Annotated in this window: 17 protein-coding genes and 1 pseudogene; 4 read left to right on the top strand and 14 right to left on the bottom strand. The window is 72.0% G+C overall.

All coding sequences use genetic code 11. The features are described 5' to 3' along the window. Nucleotides 1–37 precede the first annotated feature (37 nt). Both ACQRUO_RS03160 and ACQRUO_RS03155 read right to left on the bottom strand, forming a co-directional pair. Nucleotides 38–466 carry a hypothetical protein gene (locus tag ACQRUO_RS03160; protein WP_428314125.1) on the bottom strand — a complete coding sequence of 143 codons (429 nt, stop codon included), beginning with the start codon at nt 464–466 and terminating at the stop codon, nt 38–40. Between the two features lie 28 nt (nt 467–494). Continuing rightward, a complete protein-coding gene (locus ACQRUO_RS03155) occupies nt 495–842 on the bottom strand; it encodes a DUF317 domain-containing protein (RefSeq protein WP_428314124.1) in 348 nt (115 codons plus the stop codon). Nucleotides 843–1,037: 195 nt separating this feature from the next. On the opposite strand from ACQRUO_RS03155, the gene ACQRUO_RS03150 reads away from it, so the two are divergent. Beyond that, nucleotides 1,038–1,301, top strand: coding sequence for a hypothetical protein (locus ACQRUO_RS03150; protein WP_428314123.1), 264 nt, complete (start codon nt 1,038–1,040; stop codon nt 1,299–1,301). A 7-nt stretch (nt 1,302–1,308) separates the two neighbouring features. Here ACQRUO_RS03150 and ACQRUO_RS03145 read toward each other — a convergent pair whose 3' ends face one another. The 10 genes from ACQRUO_RS03145 to ACQRUO_RS03100 all read right to left on the bottom strand — a co-directional run bounded on the left by ACQRUO_RS03145 (nt 1,309) and on the right by ACQRUO_RS03100 (nt 8,976). Continuing rightward, nucleotides 1,309–1,797, bottom strand: a complete 489-nt coding sequence (locus ACQRUO_RS03145) for a hypothetical protein (RefSeq protein ID WP_428314122.1) — start codon at nt 1,795–1,797, stop codon at nt 1,309–1,311. A gap of 29 nt (nt 1,798–1,826) precedes the next feature. After that, nucleotides 1,827–2,669, bottom strand: coding sequence for a DUF317 domain-containing protein (locus tag ACQRUO_RS03140; RefSeq protein WP_428314121.1), 843 nt, complete (start codon nt 2,667–2,669; stop codon nt 1,827–1,829). A gap of 24 nt (nt 2,670–2,693) precedes the next feature. Continuing rightward, nucleotides 2,694–3,467, bottom strand: coding sequence for a DUF317 domain-containing protein (locus tag ACQRUO_RS03135; RefSeq protein WP_428314120.1), 774 nt, complete (start codon nt 3,465–3,467; stop codon nt 2,694–2,696). 105 nt (nt 3,468–3,572) lie between these two features. Further along, entirely contained in the window at nt 3,573–4,391 is an 819-nt protein-coding gene (locus ACQRUO_RS03130; protein ID WP_428314119.1) for a winged helix-turn-helix transcriptional regulator, read from the bottom strand. 354 nt (nt 4,392–4,745) lie between these two features. Beyond that, on the bottom strand, nt 4,746–5,165 hold the full coding sequence (locus ACQRUO_RS03125) for a hypothetical protein (protein ID WP_428314118.1): 420 nt from the start codon (nt 5,163–5,165) through the stop codon (nt 4,746–4,748). Beyond that, nucleotides 5,162–5,806: a hypothetical protein gene (locus tag ACQRUO_RS03120; RefSeq protein WP_428314117.1), complete on the bottom strand. Its 645-nt coding sequence runs from the start codon at nt 5,804–5,806 to the stop codon at nt 5,162–5,164. The genes ACQRUO_RS03125 and ACQRUO_RS03120 overlap by 4 nt, the downstream gene beginning before the upstream one ends. Then, a complete protein-coding gene (locus ACQRUO_RS03115; protein WP_428314116.1) occupies nt 5,806–6,297 on the bottom strand; it encodes a hypothetical protein in 492 nt (163 codons plus the stop codon). Before ACQRUO_RS03115 ends, ACQRUO_RS03120 begins: the two co-directional genes overlap by 1 nt. Beyond that, complete coding sequence (locus ACQRUO_RS03110) at nt 6,294–6,875, bottom strand: DUF4913 domain-containing protein (protein WP_428314115.1); 582 nt, start codon at nt 6,873–6,875, stop codon at nt 6,294–6,296. Before ACQRUO_RS03110 ends, ACQRUO_RS03115 begins: the two co-directional genes overlap by 4 nt. A 147-nt stretch (nt 6,876–7,022) precedes the next feature. Beyond that, nucleotides 7,023–7,739 carry an HAD family hydrolase gene (locus ACQRUO_RS03105; RefSeq protein ID WP_428314114.1) on the bottom strand — a complete coding sequence of 239 codons (717 nt, stop codon included), beginning with the start codon at nt 7,737–7,739 and terminating at the stop codon, nt 7,023–7,025. A 31-nt stretch (nt 7,740–7,770) separates the two neighbouring features. Next, nucleotides 7,771–8,976, bottom strand: a complete 1,206-nt coding sequence (locus tag ACQRUO_RS03100) for an MFS transporter (protein WP_428314113.1) — start codon at nt 8,974–8,976, stop codon at nt 7,771–7,773. Between the two features lie 850 nt (nt 8,977–9,826). Between ACQRUO_RS03100 and ACQRUO_RS03095 the strand changes: the two genes are divergently transcribed. From ACQRUO_RS03095 to ACQRUO_RS03085, 3 genes are all read left to right on the top strand, one after another. After that, complete coding sequence (locus ACQRUO_RS03095) at nt 9,827–10,768, top strand: ribosome-inactivating family protein (protein ID WP_428314112.1); 942 nt, start codon at nt 9,827–9,829, stop codon at nt 10,766–10,768. 113 nt (nt 10,769–10,881) lie between these two features. Next, complete coding sequence (locus ACQRUO_RS03090; protein ID WP_428314210.1) at nt 10,882–11,262, top strand: DUF3592 domain-containing protein; 381 nt, start codon at nt 10,882–10,884, stop codon at nt 11,260–11,262. 53 nt (nt 11,263–11,315) lie between these two features. Further along, on the top strand, nt 11,316–11,792 hold the full coding sequence (locus tag ACQRUO_RS03085; protein ID WP_428314111.1) for a cupin domain-containing protein: 477 nt from the start codon (nt 11,316–11,318) through the stop codon (nt 11,790–11,792). On the opposite strand, the gene ACQRUO_RS03080 is transcribed toward ACQRUO_RS03085, so the two are convergent. Then, the gene (locus ACQRUO_RS03080) at nt 11,770–14,544 is read right to left on the bottom strand and encodes a BTAD domain-containing putative transcriptional regulator (RefSeq protein ID WP_428314110.1); all 2,775 of its coding nucleotides are present in this window, start codon (nt 14,542–14,544) and stop codon (nt 11,770–11,772) included. The two genes, ACQRUO_RS03085 and ACQRUO_RS03080, sit on opposite strands and share 23 nt — an antisense overlap. Nucleotides 14,545–14,730: 186 nt before the next feature. Then, nucleotides 14,731–15,348, bottom strand: a pseudogene (locus ACQRUO_RS03075) (methyltransferase domain-containing protein); the annotation flags it as partial. Nucleotides 15,349–15,366 lie beyond the last annotated feature (18 nt).

The raw sequence follows: 15,366 nt of genomic DNA, 5'->3' as shown, positions 1-15,366 counted from the left end.
GTGGTTGAGGGGGGCGCTGAAGGGGGAGCCGACCTGTTCAGTCGCGAGCTCCACGTGCGGGGACCCGCCGAAGGAGGTTGGGTAGTACGAGGACGGGTTCGTCGGCGGGCCACGGGTCGCAGCTGTCCCAGGGGAAGCCGGTGCTCAGGATGACGGTGCCCTGAGGTCCTTCGACCTCGGGCAGGCCGCAGACGCCGCAGCCGCACGTCGGGTCATAGGGAGCGGGAGCAGCCGGGTAGGGACCGTAGGTGAAGTAGTCGCTGCGGCGCAGGTGCCCGGGAGGCGCCGGCTGGAAGGCGGAGACGATCAGGTCGCCGGGCCCGACCTCGTCGGCGCGGATGACGCGCAGGTCCGGGCTGGTGAGCAGGGGACGGGCAGCGGGGCGCTCGGTGGTGGCGGTGACGACGACCGGGTGAAGGCCGATCCGGTGGGTGCTCGTGATGTCTCTCCTAGCGACGGGAGTCAATCCGTCAGCTGAGGCTGCGGGTTGGGGGTCAGTGCGCGGGGTTGGCGACGAGGGCCGCGAGGAACCCGGCGACGGTCTCGGCGGGGGTGTGGATGCCGAACTCCTGGGTCCAGGCCTTGGCGTCGGCGGGTTGGACCCGGATGCGCCACACGATGTCGCGCTGCCAGGCGCCGGGGTCCTCGGGCAGCCAGCCGACGTAGACGCGCCCGTCCGGGCTCGTGCCGTGCACGTTGCCCTCGGGGGTGTCGACGATCGGCCAGCCGAGGCCGGAGAGCAGGGCGAGCACCGGTTCGGCACTGTGGTCGCTGGAGAGCCAGCCGCGCTCCTCGGCGGCCGGGCGGACGGGGGCGGGCAGAAGATTGGTGGGTGTGTTCACGGGGTCGGGTCCCTTCGTTGACCTGCGGTTTCGCCGACACCCGTACGTTGGCATGCGCCATGCCGAAGTGCGTAGTCGTTTGGGGTGGGTGGCGGTCTGCCGTGGGCGAACTGGGCCGGGAATGGATCGGTGGGCCCGGGTGCTGAACGGGGGTTGCGGTGTGGGGCCGCACACAGTGTGAAGGGGGATGAAGGCGTGGTGGCGAGCAGAGGCCGGGACCTGGGCGGGCTGGAGCGCAAGATCCGGGCCGCGGGGCGGGCGTGGACGATGGGCGACGTCGTGATGATCGCCGACGGGCAGTGGGCCGTGCACACGAAGTCCTGCGCGGAGCGGGTACAGGACGCGGCGGTCGAGGCTCGGCTGGCCGAGGGGCGGCGGGTGGAACTGAGCCTGGATGAACTGGCCCGCGTGGTGGGCGCCGGCGACCTAGACGCCCACCGCGACCACGGCGGGAACTGACCGGCCGCTAGCGCCGGTTCACCGCCGACGCGTGCGGGCCTGTGGCGGCCGGCGGGGCGGGGTGGCCGGCCGGCAGGCCCAGGGGGCGCGGGGTGCGCGTGGAGCGGGCGGTGGCCGCCTCCTGGCGGTGGTCGACCGCGGCGCGGTCCTCGCTCGTGAGCGCGGTCTCGCGGGCCTCGACGATGTGCCGGATCGTCTGCAGGGCGGTGTTGCTCTCCGCGTAGGCCGTCCGTAGCGCGATGGCGGAGTCGGTGATCCGGTCGAGGTCGTAGAAGGCGGGAACGTGACCGGGGCGAGTGAGGGCGTGCAGCCGGTCCTGATGCACGGCAACGGAGTTGGAGACGATGATCAGGGAGGATCGGCTGTGCATGGCCGCGCGTAGCAGCGGGTCCTCGACGGGCCGGCGGACCGCGGCCTTCTCCAACTCGGCGATGGGCAGGCCCCAGGCCCGTTCGATCATCGCGTCCGCGTGATCGAGAGGGGTGGCGTCCGGCACGGTGTCCTCCAGGGTGTCGGCGGGCAGGGTCAGCGGGAGCGCCCGGTGAGCGCGGGCTGAGGGAGCGCTGTTCGCGGGGTGGCGGTGGTGTAGGCGAGTGCGGAGGTCGGTGCGCGGGGCATGGTGACCGAGCGGGCGGTGGCAGCTCGGATCCGTGCCATCTCCAGCGGGCTCGGTGCGGTGGGGGTGACCACGGCCTGCGCGGGGAGGAGATCCAGTTGGTAGCGCTTCATGTGGCGGATGGCCGGGGCGGGGTTGGTGATGGCGGTGGTGAGTTGCTGGAGCAGGTGGTCGGGGAGGTGGGTGGAGGCGGTGGCGTACCAGATGTGCCGCGGTGGGCCGATCTCGAAGAGCCAGCGTTCGGTGTCGCCGGTCATCTCCTTGGCGTGCTGAAGGTGGCCGGTGCGCCGGTGCAGTCGGACGAGCTGGTCGGGGGACTGGATGCTGCTGAAGGGCGTGGCCGGGCTCCAGCCGGCGGCGAGGAGCGGGTCGAATACGCGGGTTCGGGTCAGGCTGCTGGCACCGAGGTAGTGGTCCGGGCCGCGGGAGTAGGCGTCGGCGAGGGCCACGACGAAGTCCTGAACGATCTCGGTGGGGGTGCCGCTGTCGAAGGTGACCAGCCATTCGGGTGGTGCGAAGGCGTCCGGTCCCGCGCTGATCTTCCAGAGCGTGGAGTCCTCGCCCTCGGGCAGGTAGGCCAGGCGCGCCCGCAGGTCCGGTGCGGTGAGGTAGGCGTTGCCAACCTCGTCGTTGCTGACGGACCAGCCCGCCGCGATCAGCGGGGTGACGGCGTCGGCGACGTCAGGAATCGCGTCGGCGAGGTAGCGCGGTGCGATGCGGTACTCGCGCGCCCGCTCAGCGGTAGTCGACATGGCAGTCCTCAGTGGGGTGGTGATTCAGCGGCGGCGCGGCGCGGCAGCCGATGGCACCACAGCCGGTGGGGTCGAGATGGGGTGCTGCGGGCGGCTCGGGGCAGCGGTCGCGCTGGCGGGCCTGGCGGTGACGTGGGGCAGGTGATGCTCGGGGATGTCACCGAGGTGCCGCTTCGCTGGTGCCGGGTCGCTGAAGGCGAGAGCGGCATGGGTGAGGAGGTAGAACGGCGTGCCGATTGTGAAGTCGGCCCGCCACGAGGGCCGGTGGGGATCGCCGACGAGCATGCTCCAGGCGGACGGCACCCGGCCTTCGAGTTCCACGTCGGCCGGCTGGTAACCGACGCGGTGACGGTAGAGAGCGCGCCCGTCGGGCGAGACCTGGTGGTGGAATCCCTTCGGGCCTGGATCGGGCCGCCAACCGCGCTGGGCCAGCGTCGAGGCTGGGCTGCCGGGTTGGTGGCGGGGGCCGCCTTCGAGGTAGTCACGGTGGACGCTGCGCAGCCCGTCGATGAGGGTGCCGGTGAAGGCTCCGGCGATCTCCGAGGGGGTGCCGGGGCTGAAGGTCGCGCGCCAGAGGACCTCGGCGCCCGGCGCGCGGTATTCGCGCACGGTCCAAGTCCCGGAATCCTCGTGGGTGACCAGGGCACGGCGGCACGGGCTGGTGTAGAGGAGGACGCCGTCGGGCGTACGGGTCCGGGTCCAACCGGTCGCGACGTCAAGCGGGGCGGTGATCAGCCGCACCTCGCCGGGTCCGGCGAGGTGGCGCGGTCGAACGAGCAGGGGGGTGGTGGCGGGCAACAGGGGCTCCGGAGCGTGGTGGCGAGCGGGCCCGCGTGCCGTCGGCGACGGCGGCACGCGGACCGAGAGCGCGGGGCAGGCCTGATCTCTGGGCGTCCATGGCGATCACCGGCTGCGGGAGGGGTGGGATGCGGCCGTGACATAGGCAGGGACGCGCTGCGGCGGCAGCTGGGCGTGGCTGAACAGGGCCCAGGGGGCTGCGCTGCGGCGAAGCGCCGCCGCGGTCCGGCCGGCCGTTGGTGCCGGCGTGTCGAGGGTGCGGGTGGCAGCCGGCACCGTCGGTTGGGCGCTGGCCGTGTGGCGGTTGTCCCACTGCTGGACGGCGGTATAGACGGGCCCGAGGGCTCGCCCGGCGTCGGTGAGGATGTAGGGGTCGCCATGCCGGGTGCCGGTGCGGGTGACCAGGCCGTCCGTCTGCATGCGGTTGAGGCGGGTGGCGACGAACTGCTCGTAGACGCCGACGTGCTCGGCGAGATCGCTCACGTGCATGGTGCCGTTGTGCGAGAGCAGCCGGATGACCTCGGTGGTGTCCGCCAGCTGCAGGCGGTGCAGAGCGTCCTCGATCCGCTCGGACCGGCCCTGCGGGGTGCGATCGAGGTGGTCGGTGGACCACTGGGCGACAGCGCGGTAGAGCGGGCCGAGCGTGAGCGCGCCAGGCGTGAGCCGGTAGGGAGCTCGCTGGTCGAACTGGGCATCGCCGCGGGTCAGCAGGCCGGCGCTGTCCATGGTGGACAGCCGCTTGCTGACGTACGAGGTGGCGAGCTGGGGATAGTACTGCGCGACATCGCGAATACGCAGCTCCGGACCGTACTTGGCCATCGTGTGGACGATGTGGGTGGTCCACTTCGGTGCCAGCCGGCGCAGAATGCTCTGGACGTGCTGCGCGTGGTCGGCGGTCATGGCGGTGGTCGGCTGGACGGGCATGGTCGGGGATCCTGGTTCAGCGGGGATTGGCGGGCGGGGAGAGCGGTGCTGGCACGGTGGCCCGCGGTGCGGCGGCTGGACCTGTGGAGGCCGGAGCGGTGTTGCGGTGCAGCGCGGCGGCGCGTGAGGCTTCGAGGGCTTCGTGGCCTGCCGGGGTGAGCGAGAGCCTGTGGCTGACCTGGGATGCGGAGGCACCTGCAGTGGCAGTGGCAGTGACGAGCCCGCCATTGATCAGCCGTTGGACGGTCTCGGCCTTCTGCGGGGCACAGACACCGCTGGGGGAGATGACGAACGTGTGGCCCAACGCGCTCTCGTGCAGCCACCACTTGCCGCGCTCGACCGCGGCGAGCAGGCTCAGCGCATGGCCTTGGGGCGCCTTGGCCAGGGCGAGCGCCTGAGCGTTGCTCGGGCTCGCCTGGTGGTGCGTTCGTAGTCGTCGAGGGCGCCGATGAGCTGCTGGTAGGCCGTGCCGCGGCGGGCGGTGAGCACGTCGACCTGGAGGCTGGTGGACTGCAGGACCGTGTCGTCGCTACGCAGCGAGGTGTGGTCGCCTCGGGCGATCGGCTCCAGACGTTCGATCACCTGCCGGGCCTGGGCAGCGAGTTCTGCGTGGAGGTGGTCGAGGTCGCGGGCGGAGGTGGCGAGGAGCCAGGCGAGCCGACCGAGCGGGCTCTCGCACGGGTGGCGGGAGTACAGGGTCCAGGGGTCCGAAACGCCGAGCCGGTCGTGGACGAGGTGGGCACCGGGACGCTTGCGCGGATCGTGCGGGTTCACTGGTCCGCCTCCAGCCGGGTGAGCAGGGAGCGGACCAGGGTGGGCAGGCTGTCGGGGCCCTCGCCGACGAGGCTAAAGGAGGCGGCGGGTTCGTCCAGGAGGCGGTGGGCGTCCTTTGACAGGGCGCCCGTGATCTCCGTGCACGCCTCGGTGAAGGAGGCGCCGGCGAGCAGGGCCTGGCCGAGGATCTCCAGGTAGAGGCCGGGCGGGAGCGCGGCTGCTGCGGCGAGGTCGGTGATGGCCTGCCAGTCCTGCGGGGCGTAGGCGGACAGGTCGAAGTTCGCCACCTCGCGCGGGGCAGTGGCCTCAGCACCGTCGGCCGGGATGCCGGCCTGGGCACACAGCAGGGAGATGACCTGGGTGAGGTCGGAGAGCGACTCAGTGAGCCAGCCGAGGGCAGAGGCGTAGGAGGCGAGGGTGAACAGGACCGCCGGGCTCGGTTCCTCGGCCAGCAGCCCCTCCAGTCGCAAGGCGAGTGTCGTGATCACCTGCGGGCCTGCCGCGAGCGAGCCAAGGACGGGGCCCAGGTAGGAGCAGGTCGGCGGGGCGGTGTGCTCGGCGGTGACGATGCCGGAGACGGCCTGGGAGGCCTCGACGAGCCACTTGGCGAGTTCAGCGTGGCTGATGGCAGTGGTGGTCATCATCGGGCCTTTCGGGCAACGGGGTTGGGGGAGTAACCGGGGGAGGTGGTGGTGTAAGCGGGGCCGGCGCTGCGGTCGGTGGCCGAGGGGCCGGAGCGGGCGCGGGCGGCGCGGACACGGGCCTCCTCGCCTGGGCCGAGGCTGGCGGGGAGGTTGAGTCCGGTCCGGCCCAGGCGGTTCTGGGCGGCGCGGTAGACCTGGTAGTCGACCCGGGGGCCGGCAGCGACGAGGTAGACCTCGCGGGAATGCTCGGAGGCGGGCGGGGCATCGCGGATCTGTACGACCAGGCGGTGGCTGGCCCACTGGTCACCGACACCGAGGTAGATCTTGTGGCAGCCCTCAAGCCGGCCCTCCAGACGCGTGGCCACGCGCTCCCCATGGACCAAGTCCTGCAGGTGCAGCAGGGCCTGGTCGCGGATGGCGTCGGGGAGCTGGCGCAGGTCGGCGATGGCGTCGGGGTGGGAGGCGAAGCCGAACTTGGCGCGGCTCATGCGGCCAGCCCCAAGCGGTCGGGGGTTGCCAGCAGGCGATGGGCGGGCCGGGCCGGGCTGGTAGCACACGCGGCGAACGGGCCATCCGGTACACGCAGTTGAAGCAGGGTGTGGTCCAGGTGGTCGCGGTGCCACGTGGCGGGACCCGCGTGGCCGGCCTCGGCGGCGGTCAGCTGCTGCCAGGCCAGCCACAGCGCGTGCAGCCGGGCGACGGCCTCGGGATGCTCGTACCAGCGCGCGCACCACGGGCGAGTCGAGCTGATCTCCCGGCCGTAGACGGGCAGCAGGAGGTGGTTGACCCAGTTCGACAGGCCGGCCAGTTCGGCGGCGTACTGCGCGCCGCCCATGGCGAGGATGAACAGCGGTGCGGTGGCCTCGGGTTCGCCCTCGGTGGTCGCGGCGCCTGGCTGCTCTGCGTCGGGCCAGGTGTCGGGTTCGGCGCCGAGGCGGTCGAGGATGACGCCGTGCTGGCGGACCTCGGCCATGGTGCGGTTCAGGGCGCTGACGAGGTCGTCGAGGTCCTCGTCAGGGACGCGGATCGGATCGGGGGCGGGGGTGCCCGGCATCGGGTCGGACATGGCACATCCAAGGGGTTCGAACGGACAGGAACGGTGTGGACAGGTGGTCTTCTTCGGCTGGTCACGGCAGGCCTCCGCTCGGGTTGGTGATGCTGGCAGGGAAGAGGATCCGCAGAATCGGCAGCTTGGTACGGCCGTCGATTCGTGCTAGACGCAGACCAGTTGGGTGGCCCGCGCGCCGATGAGACGGGAGCCGAGGGCGACGGCATCGGCCAGGGTGTCGGTGAGTGGATGGCCGGCGGCGGCGAGCTCGGCGGGGTGGTGCAGACCGCCGGTGTGCAGCACCGCCACCGTGCCGTTGGCGTGGGCGGCATCCGCGTCGTCGACCGCATCCCCGACCAGCAGCACCCGCCACGTCTGGTCGGTAAGTCCAAGGGCCTGCAGATGGGCGGCGAGCGGGGCGGCCTTGGTACCGCCGGAGAGGCCGGTGCGGCCCTCGACCCGCTCGAAGAAGTGCCCGATCCCGGCCTCCTCGACCTCGCGCACGAGGGTGTCGTGCGGGCACAGGGACAGCAGGGACTGGGTGTGCCCGGCTTCGTGCAGCGCGGTCATCAGCTCGACGGCGCCCTCGCGCACACGCACCGGCTGGATCCGCAGGTGGTCCAGGAACGCGTTGTCGCTGGAGATCCACTCCTGCTCGGTGATGGGGCGCCCGAGCAGGCGGGCGTAGAAGTTCGGGATCGGCACGGTGTGCTTGGCCCGGTAGGTCTCCCGGTCGACCGGGGTGCCGCCGAGCGCAGGCAGGGTCGCGTTCAGCGCGGCGACATGGTCGTCCAGGTCGTCCTTGACGGTCCCGTTCCAGTCCCACACCACGTGCATGCGGGTCGAGGCGGTCGGGTCAGAGAGGGAGAAGGCGGTGTTCACGGCGGATTCCTCAGCGGTAGGCGCGGTTCGATCAGGCGGACAGGTGGTGGGTGAAGCGGCGCAGGAGGGCCAGGGCTGCGCAGGCTCCGGCGAACGGGACGGCGGCGAGGAGCAGGGGACCTGTGGTGGAGGCGAGGGATGCCAGGCCGGTGCCGGCGGCCTGGCCGAGGCCGATGCAGGCGATCAGCCAGGCGAACGCCTCCGTGCTCTCGCCCTTCAAGGCGAGGCGGTCGACGGTGACGAACGCCGCGGTCAGCAGCGGTGCCAGGAAGACACCGGGCAGCGCCGCCAGGACGACGGCCACCGTCGGCAGCGGGTCGGACAGCAGCGGCAGCCACCCGGCCGCAAAGCCGACGGACGCGGCGACCAGGTGCCTGGCGGGGGCGCCGGGCCAGGTGCGGTGGCCGTAGACGAGGCCGCCGAGCATGCTGCCCACAGACAGCGCGGCGGGCATCGCCCCGGACAGCCACCCGGCGTGGTGGCGCTCACCGGCGGACAGGGCCAGGACGTTGACCGCGCCGAGCGCGACACCGGTGCCGATCAGCGCGACGAACAGCACCCGCAGGCCCGGCACCCGCACAGGGCCCGACCAGTGCACCCGCCTGCCGGCCGGGGGCGCCCACGTCCGCGAGGGTGCTGCGGTGACGACCAGACCGGAGCCGAGCAGGCCGAGCGCCGCGGTCGCCACCACGGCGGTGTAGGCCCCGGCCCCGGCGGCGAAGCCGGCGGCCAGCAGCGGGCCGGCGATGAACACCAGACCCTGCGTGCTGCTGTCAAGGGCGAGAGCCGCCCGCTGACGCCCGGGCTCGGGCAGCAGATGCGGCCACAGGGCCCGGAGACCCGACTCCAATGGGGGTGAGGCGAGCCCTGCGACCAGGACGGCCAGCGCGGCGAGCACCGGGTGGCCGGTCGGTCCGGTGCACGGAAGCAGCAGGAACGCCGTGCTGGCCGCGATCGCGGCAGGCACGAGGATTCGGGTCTGGCCGTGACGGTCGACTTGGCGCCCGAGCAGCGGCTGCCCGACCGCGCAGGCCAGGCCGTAGAGCGCGCCGAGCAGGCCGGCCAAGGCGAGCGAGCCGTGCTCGGCCCGTACCAGCAGCAGGATCGCGATCGGCGCCATGCCGGTGGGCAGGCGGCCGATCAGGGTGCCGCCCATCAGGCGGGCGACGTGCGGCGCACCCAGGACAGCGCGGTAGCCGCTGTCCTGGGCCGGGCCGCAGACGGTGGTGGTGCTCAAGCGAGTGCGTCCTTCGGTCGTGCGGTCGGCGGCGCGCGGGCACGCCGGACCTGGGCATGCGCAGGCATGACAGCCCCCTCGGTCGGTGCGGCTGCGGAGAGAAGAATCCGCGAAATCAGGGATTTGGTACGGCCGCGAAAGCCGGGTAGAAGCCCGGTCAGTCGCCGCCGCAGCTCGGACAACGATGAAAGGGTGGGGCCAGCAACTCCAATGCCCGTGCTGCTTGTTGGGGGACGGCACCGTTGCCGAGGGCGGTGAGCTGGGCCGGGCGGCCGAGCCCGGGGGTGGCGGTTACCCAGCCCGCGGGGAGCCCCTGCATCCACTCGACGAACTCCGGCCGCAGACGCCCGCCCTCATCGGTGGGCGGTGGCCCGGGCGGGTGAGCATCTCCCATCGGGCGACGGCGGAGGCGTACGGTCCCCACCGCTCTGGCACCACCGTCTTCCTCGGCGCTGACGGCTACCGCGCCTGCGACCTCGCACCGGGCGAGTGCGTTGTCTTCGATGGGGCGGTCACCCCGCATGGCAGGACACCCATCGGCGCCGGAGAGAGCGTCACTCTCATCAGCTTCGGGTTCCGTGCGCGTGACGCAGCCAAGCGCTCGGCCGCCCACCTGCCGACGGCCCCGCACTGAGCACGGCCCGTCGCCGCCGTCGGTGGATAGCCCCGTCAGTGGACAGCCGGGCCCGGCCCCGCACGAAGGCAGGGCGCTGGCCAGCCTCGGCAACGCTCCTGCCGCGGAACGACCGGCCGCGCGACTGTCCGGCGACCGCGCGGCGACCAGGAAGTCCGTGTCCGTCCGCATACTGACGGGCAGGTCTCCATTGACCGCGGAAAGGCAAGGATCCCCATGCTGAACATTCCGAGAGCCGGTGGCAGGGCGCTGTCCCGGCTGCTGGCCCTGGCCGTCGCGCTGCTGCTCGGTGCGACGGTGCTCGGTGCGACCGCCGGCCAGGCCGGCGCCGACACCCCCGACAACCACATCAGCAACGTCACGCTGACACTGACCGGAGAGCCCAGCACCCAGCAGCAGCAAGCCTATGGGCAGTTGATCCAGGGCATGCAGGAAGCTGCCGCCCACCGCTGGGACCAGAACGTCGGGCAGACGCAGACCAACACGCGCGCGCTCCTGCGCGTCGACATCATCCAGGACACGCGGCTGATCCTGTGGTTCACCCCCAACGACATGTACCTGCGGGGCTTCACCACTCCCAACGGCCTGACGTTCGCCTTCAACGACTATCCGTTGCAGCAGGTGATGGCGGACTTCGCCGCGGCCGGCTCCCCGGACCGTAATCTCCTGCCACCCGCTGGCGGCCACCGGCAGCTGCCCTACCGCTCGAGCTACACCGCCCTCACCCAGGCTGCCGGCCGCGATCGGTCGACCACCACGGTGTCCTACCAAGCCCTGCTCGACGCCCAGGCCACCCTGCGGACCGCGACGCCGCCCGGCCGGGACCCGGCCGTCGCGAGGGCGCTGATGTTCTTCATCCAGTACCTCTCCGAGGCCGCGCGCTTCCAACCCGTGGCCAGGGGGATGATCCGCATCATGCAGGACCCCGAGGCCGTGGCCCCCGGCGTGCCGATCGGGCTGCAGGAACTCGAGAACGACTGGTCCGCGCTGTCCCGGTACGCCTATGACTCGCTGAACGGGAACACCCCGCCCCCGCTCACTGTCGGACCCAACTACGGACGCATCACCAGCTACACACAACTGCGCGAGGTGGTGATGCTCCTGCTGGGCAACCTCAACCAGGTCCCTCCCGCCGGGGACTTGAACGGCGAGTACTGATCCGGCTCCGGTCGCAGCACACGGCACTGGTCCGTGTGCTGCTCACCGGAGCCGCGGGAACCCTTCGAACAGGCCCTTCGAACAGGCAGGGGGAGGACGTGTCGTTGACGGGAATGTTCTTCGGCGCGATGTTTGCCGGCGCCGGAGCGTGGTGCCTGAGACTCTCCGTCCGGGAGGGCCGCCTGATGTCGCGATTGCGCCGGTCCGGACTGCGTACCGAAGGGACCGTGACCCAGAGGGAACGGAAGCGTTCCGGCGATGACTGGACCTGGGCGTCCGTCATCGAGTTCATGGACGGTCAGGGCCGCCGTACCGAGTTCACGACCAACGGCCTGGACCTGGCCGTGGGCAGTCGGGTTCCGCTTCTCTACTCCCCCGAGGATCCCAAGGTCGCGCGGGTACTCACCAAACGCCACCGCGCGAACCAGGCCCTCTTGTTCCTGATGGGTCTGATGTGGCTCGGCGGCGCGGTCGTGATCGTCATCGCCGTCTGAGTCGGCCATGGCCGGAGCAGCAACTGCATGAACGGACAACGCAAGGATGGAATATGAGCCACAGTGAGAGTCTGTACGTGCCGGCGGGCGAAGGCCTGACCAAGTGGGTTTCGGGCGACGCGTACACCATGAAGGTCACCAAGAGGCACACCTTCGGCTCGCTGGCCTTCATCGAGGCGATCGTGCCGCCCGGCGGCGGGCCGATCGCGCACGCGCACAGCGCCGAGGACGAGGCGTACTACCTGCTGGACGGTGAACTGGAATTCCTCGACCGCGACCGCACCTTCGTCGCGGGCCCCGGTGATTTCGTCTTCATTCCGCGCACCCGTCGGCACCGCTTCAAGAACATCACCGACACCCCGGCCAAGACCCTCTTCCTGTTCACCCCGGCCGGTCCGGAGGACCTGTTCGTCGAGGGCGGCGATGATCCGCGCCCCGGTGAGCAGCCCGAGGTCTGGGGCATGGACCGGGTGGCGCAGATCGCGCACCTGGTGGAGCGCACCGGTCTCATCGTTCTGCCGGAGGACTGAGGTCGAGGGCTTCGAGTTGCCGCAGGACGCGGTCGACGGCCTGGTCGCGCCCCTGCTGCCGGTACAGCTCCAGCGCCTCCCGCCACACCGTGCGGGCCTGGTCGTGTTGACCGAGGGCGGCGTGCGGATGGCCCAGCCCGTCGAGGGCATCGGCCACGGAGTAGGTGTGGCCGAGGTCGCGGTACAGGGCGACGGCCTGCCGGTAGGAGACGATGGCTTGGTCGCGGTGGCCGGTGTGGTGGTCGATGTAGCCCAGGCTGTCCAGGGTGTTCGCCTCGCCCTGGGGGTCGTGGTGGCGGTGGCGCAGGGCGAGTGAGGCCTGGCAGTGCTCGCGGGCCCGCTCGTACTCGCCGAGTCGGGCGGCGTACCAACCCACCAGGTTGAGTGCGTTGGCTTCCCATACCGGGTTGTCGAGGGCGCGGTAGAGGGGCAGGGCATGGGCGGCGTGCAGCAGTGCCCGCCCGTCGTCCCCCTGCTGTCCCCAGGCCAGCGCGAGCGAGTGCTGGGCCCGGGCCTGGGCGGTGAGGTCGGGGTGGTGCTCGGCCAGGGCAAGGGCCTGGTGCAGGTGCTCGATCGCTTCCTCGTGCCGCCCCAGGTTGGTGCAGGCGTCACCGAGGAACACGTGGGCGCGGGCCCGGGCCGTGGGGTCGGGGAGGTACTCGGCGGCGGTCAGCCCGGCCCGCCACACGGCGAGTTGGTCGTGCCGGTGTCCGCGCCGGTGGTGGAAGGCGTCCAGGGCCCAGGCCAGGACCCAGACGGCCCGGTGCCAGCCGCAGGCGGTGGCGATGTGCTGGGCGGCCAGCAGGCACGCGTGCTCGGCGTCGAACCAAGCCAGCGCCACCGCGTGGTCGGGCAGCGGGTGGGGCCGGGAGCCGGGTGCGGGCGCAGGGAGCGGCAGCACGGGTGGGCGGTGGGGGTCCAGGAAACGGTGGGCGGCGTCAGCGGTGTGGGCGTAGAAGTCGACCACTCGCCGCAGCGCGGCCTGCCGCTCGACGTCGTCGTCGTGGACCTGGGCCTGTTCGGCCGCGTAGGCGCGCAGCAGGTCGTGCAGGCTGTAGCGGCCCGGGGAGTGCTCGGTGATCAGGTGCGCGCGGGACAGCTCGTCAAGGGCGTGGCGAGTCGTGTCGGGATCGTGGCCGGCCAAGCCGGCGGCGGCGGAGAGGCTGATGTCCGGGCCCGGGTACATGCCCAGGAGGCGGAACACCCGGGCCGACTCGGGGGTGAGGGTCCGGTAGGACCAGGAGAACACCACCCGTACGTCCGCCGCGGCCTCCCCGGTGCTCAGCGCGTCCAGCCGCCGGTGGGTGTCGCGCAGTTCGTCCAGGAAGCCGGCGAGCGGCCGGTTCACCTGCAGGGTGGCCCGCGCGGCGATGTTCAACGCCAGCGGCAGCCGAACGCACCACTCGATCAGCTCGTCGACGTCGGCCTGTTCGCGTGCGACGCGGTCACGGCCGAGGCGGCGGATCAGCAGATCGTGGGCTTCGTCCCGGGTCAGCAGGTCCAGCGTCAGCGGCACGGCGCCGTCCAGGGCGACCAGGCCGGCCAACTGGTCGCGGCTGGTCACCAGCACCAGACACCCGGGGGCACCGGGCAGCAGCGGCCGCACCTGCTCGGCATCCCGGGCGTTGTCCAGGACCACCAGCATCCGCCGGCCGGCCAGGTGGGAGCGGTAGAGCGAGACCTGCTCGTCCGGGTCCGCCGACATGGCCTGCGCGGGCACCCCCAACGCGGTCAGGAATCCGCGCAGCGCGGTCATGGGCGGCAGGGGGGCTCCGGTGGGGTCGAAGCCGCGCAGGTTGACGTACAGCTGGCCGTCGGGGAACTGGTCGGCGTGCAGGTGCGCCCAGTACAGGGCAAGCGCGGTCTTGCCGATCCCGGCGGTGCCGCCGATCGCGGAGATCACCATCAGCGGCGCTCCAGCCGCGGCTTCCCACTGGGCGTCGAGACGGCGTACCTGTGTGGCGCGGCCGACGAAATGCGCACTGGACGGCGGAAGTTGACGTGGCACGACGCGCGGCGCGGAGGCGCGCTGCCAGCTGGGCCCGGGGGTCGGGCCGGTGATCGTCAGCGTGGGGTCGTTGGTCAACACCGCCTGGTGCAGTCGCTGCAGCTCGGGGCCGGGGTCGATGCCCAGCTCCTCGGCGAGAGCCCCGCGCACCCGGCGGTAGGCGTCCAGCGCCTCGGCGGCCCGCCCGGACCGGAACAGGGCGAGCATCAATTGCGCCCACAGCCGCTCCCGCAACCGGTGTTCGGTAGTCAACGCAGCCAGCTCGGTGATCAGTTCCCGGTGTCGGCCAAGGTCCAGATCGAGATCGATGCGCTGTTCCAAGGCGGCCAACCGCTGCTCGACCAACCCCGGCACCACCTCACGGTGCAGCACCTCGCTGGGCACGTCCGCCAACGGCTCCCCGCGCCACAGCTCCAGCGCCTCCTCCAGCAGCGCCGCGGCCGACTCGGGCTCACCAGCCGCCGCAGCGGACCGCACCAGGGAGCGGAACCGGTTCAGGTCAACCGCATCGGCGCGCACGTCAAGGCGGTATCCGGCGACCGAACTGACCAGCGGGACCGGTTCGGCATCGACCTGAAGGGTGCGACGCAGCCGCAACACATAGTTCTGCAGCGTGTTCCGAGCAGTGAGCGGAGGTTCGTCGCCCCACAGGCACGCGATCAACCGCTCGACCGTGACCGGCCCACCGGCCGCAAGAGCCAGCACCGCGATCAGGATCCGCTGTTTCGCCGCGGCGATGGGCACCGGCACACCGTCGTGCCAGACCTCCAGCGGCCTCAACAGGCGGATTTCCCATCCTTCACCCACGTCTGGCTTCCCCTTGCCAGTCAGCCGTTCGGTCGACGGAGGATGACACTCCGTAACGCAATCATGCCACACGGTGCCCGACAGGTTCACCAAGCCTCGGCCCCGATCGGCGCCGGCGCCGGGTCAGCCCGCCACCAGCAGGCGCAGGCCCAGCTCCGCCGCGTCGAGGGCGACGAGTTCCTGGTTGCGCTCGGCCCAGCGGCCGGAGGCGAGGTCCGCGCGGAGGTTGTGCACCACCCGCCGCGCCGCCTCCGGCCCGACCCTGGTCCAGACCGACATCGCGCGGCGCACGTGTTCCTCCAGGTACGCCTCGGGGCGGCGCCAGTGGGCCTCGAAGAAGCCGTCGGCGCAGTCCCAGGGGATGAGTACCGGCTCCAGCCTGGCCCCGATCGCGTCGGCCAGTTGGTCCACCGAGGGCCGGCCGGCGACCAGGCAGGAGACCTCGGGGAGGTAGTCGCGGCTCAGCCAGAACCGGTGGCGCCAGCCGACGTCACTGCCGTTGTGCGTGAACACCACCACCCGCCGGGCCACCCGTCGCATCTCGCGCAGCCCGGCGATCGGGTCCTGCCAGTGGTGGACGGTACTGAAGGCCATCGCGGCGTCGAAGGACCGGTCCGCGAACGGCAGGCGCGCCGCGTCGGCGGCCACGCACGGCGCCGCGCCCGCGGGACGCAGCGCCCGCATGACCGCCGACGGTTCCACCGCCGCGACCACACGGTCGGTGGGCTCCGAGATGCCAGATGGCATCAAGGATGGTCG

Origin of the sequence: Kitasatospora sp. LaBMicrA B282 (genome assembly GCF_050325825.1) — a bacterium.
GTDB lineage: Bacteria > Actinomycetota > Actinomycetes > Streptomycetales > Streptomycetaceae > Kitasatospora.
This window is presented reverse-complemented; position numbering and strand designations above follow the sequence as displayed.

Coding starts and splice junctions, on each gene's coding strand:
- ACQRUO_RS03140 (WP_428314121.1), bottom strand. CDS start 2,669: ATGTCGACTACCGCTGAGCGGGCGCGCGAGTACCGCATCGCACCGCGC.
- ACQRUO_RS03130 (WP_428314119.1), bottom strand. CDS start 4,391: ATGCCCGTCCAGCCGACCACCGCCATGACCGCCGACCACGCGCAGCAC.
- ACQRUO_RS03120 (WP_428314117.1), bottom strand. CDS start 5,806: ATGACCACCACTGCCATCAGCCACGCTGAACTCGCCAAGTGGCTCGTC.
- ACQRUO_RS03115 (WP_428314116.1), bottom strand. CDS start 6,297: ATGAGCCGCGCCAAGTTCGGCTTCGCCTCCCACCCCGACGCCATCGCC.
- ACQRUO_RS03110 (WP_428314115.1), bottom strand. CDS start 6,875: ATGTCCGACCCGATGCCGGGCACCCCCGCCCCCGATCCGATCCGCGTC.
- ACQRUO_RS03095 (WP_428314112.1), top strand. CDS start 9,827: ATGCTGAACATTCCGAGAGCCGGTGGCAGGGCGCTGTCCCGGCTGCTG.
- ACQRUO_RS03090 (WP_428314210.1), top strand. CDS start 10,882: ATGTTCTTCGGCGCGATGTTTGCCGGCGCCGGAGCGTGGTGCCTGAGA.
- ACQRUO_RS03085 (WP_428314111.1), top strand. CDS start 11,316: ATGAGCCACAGTGAGAGTCTGTACGTGCCGGCGGGCGAAGGCCTGACC.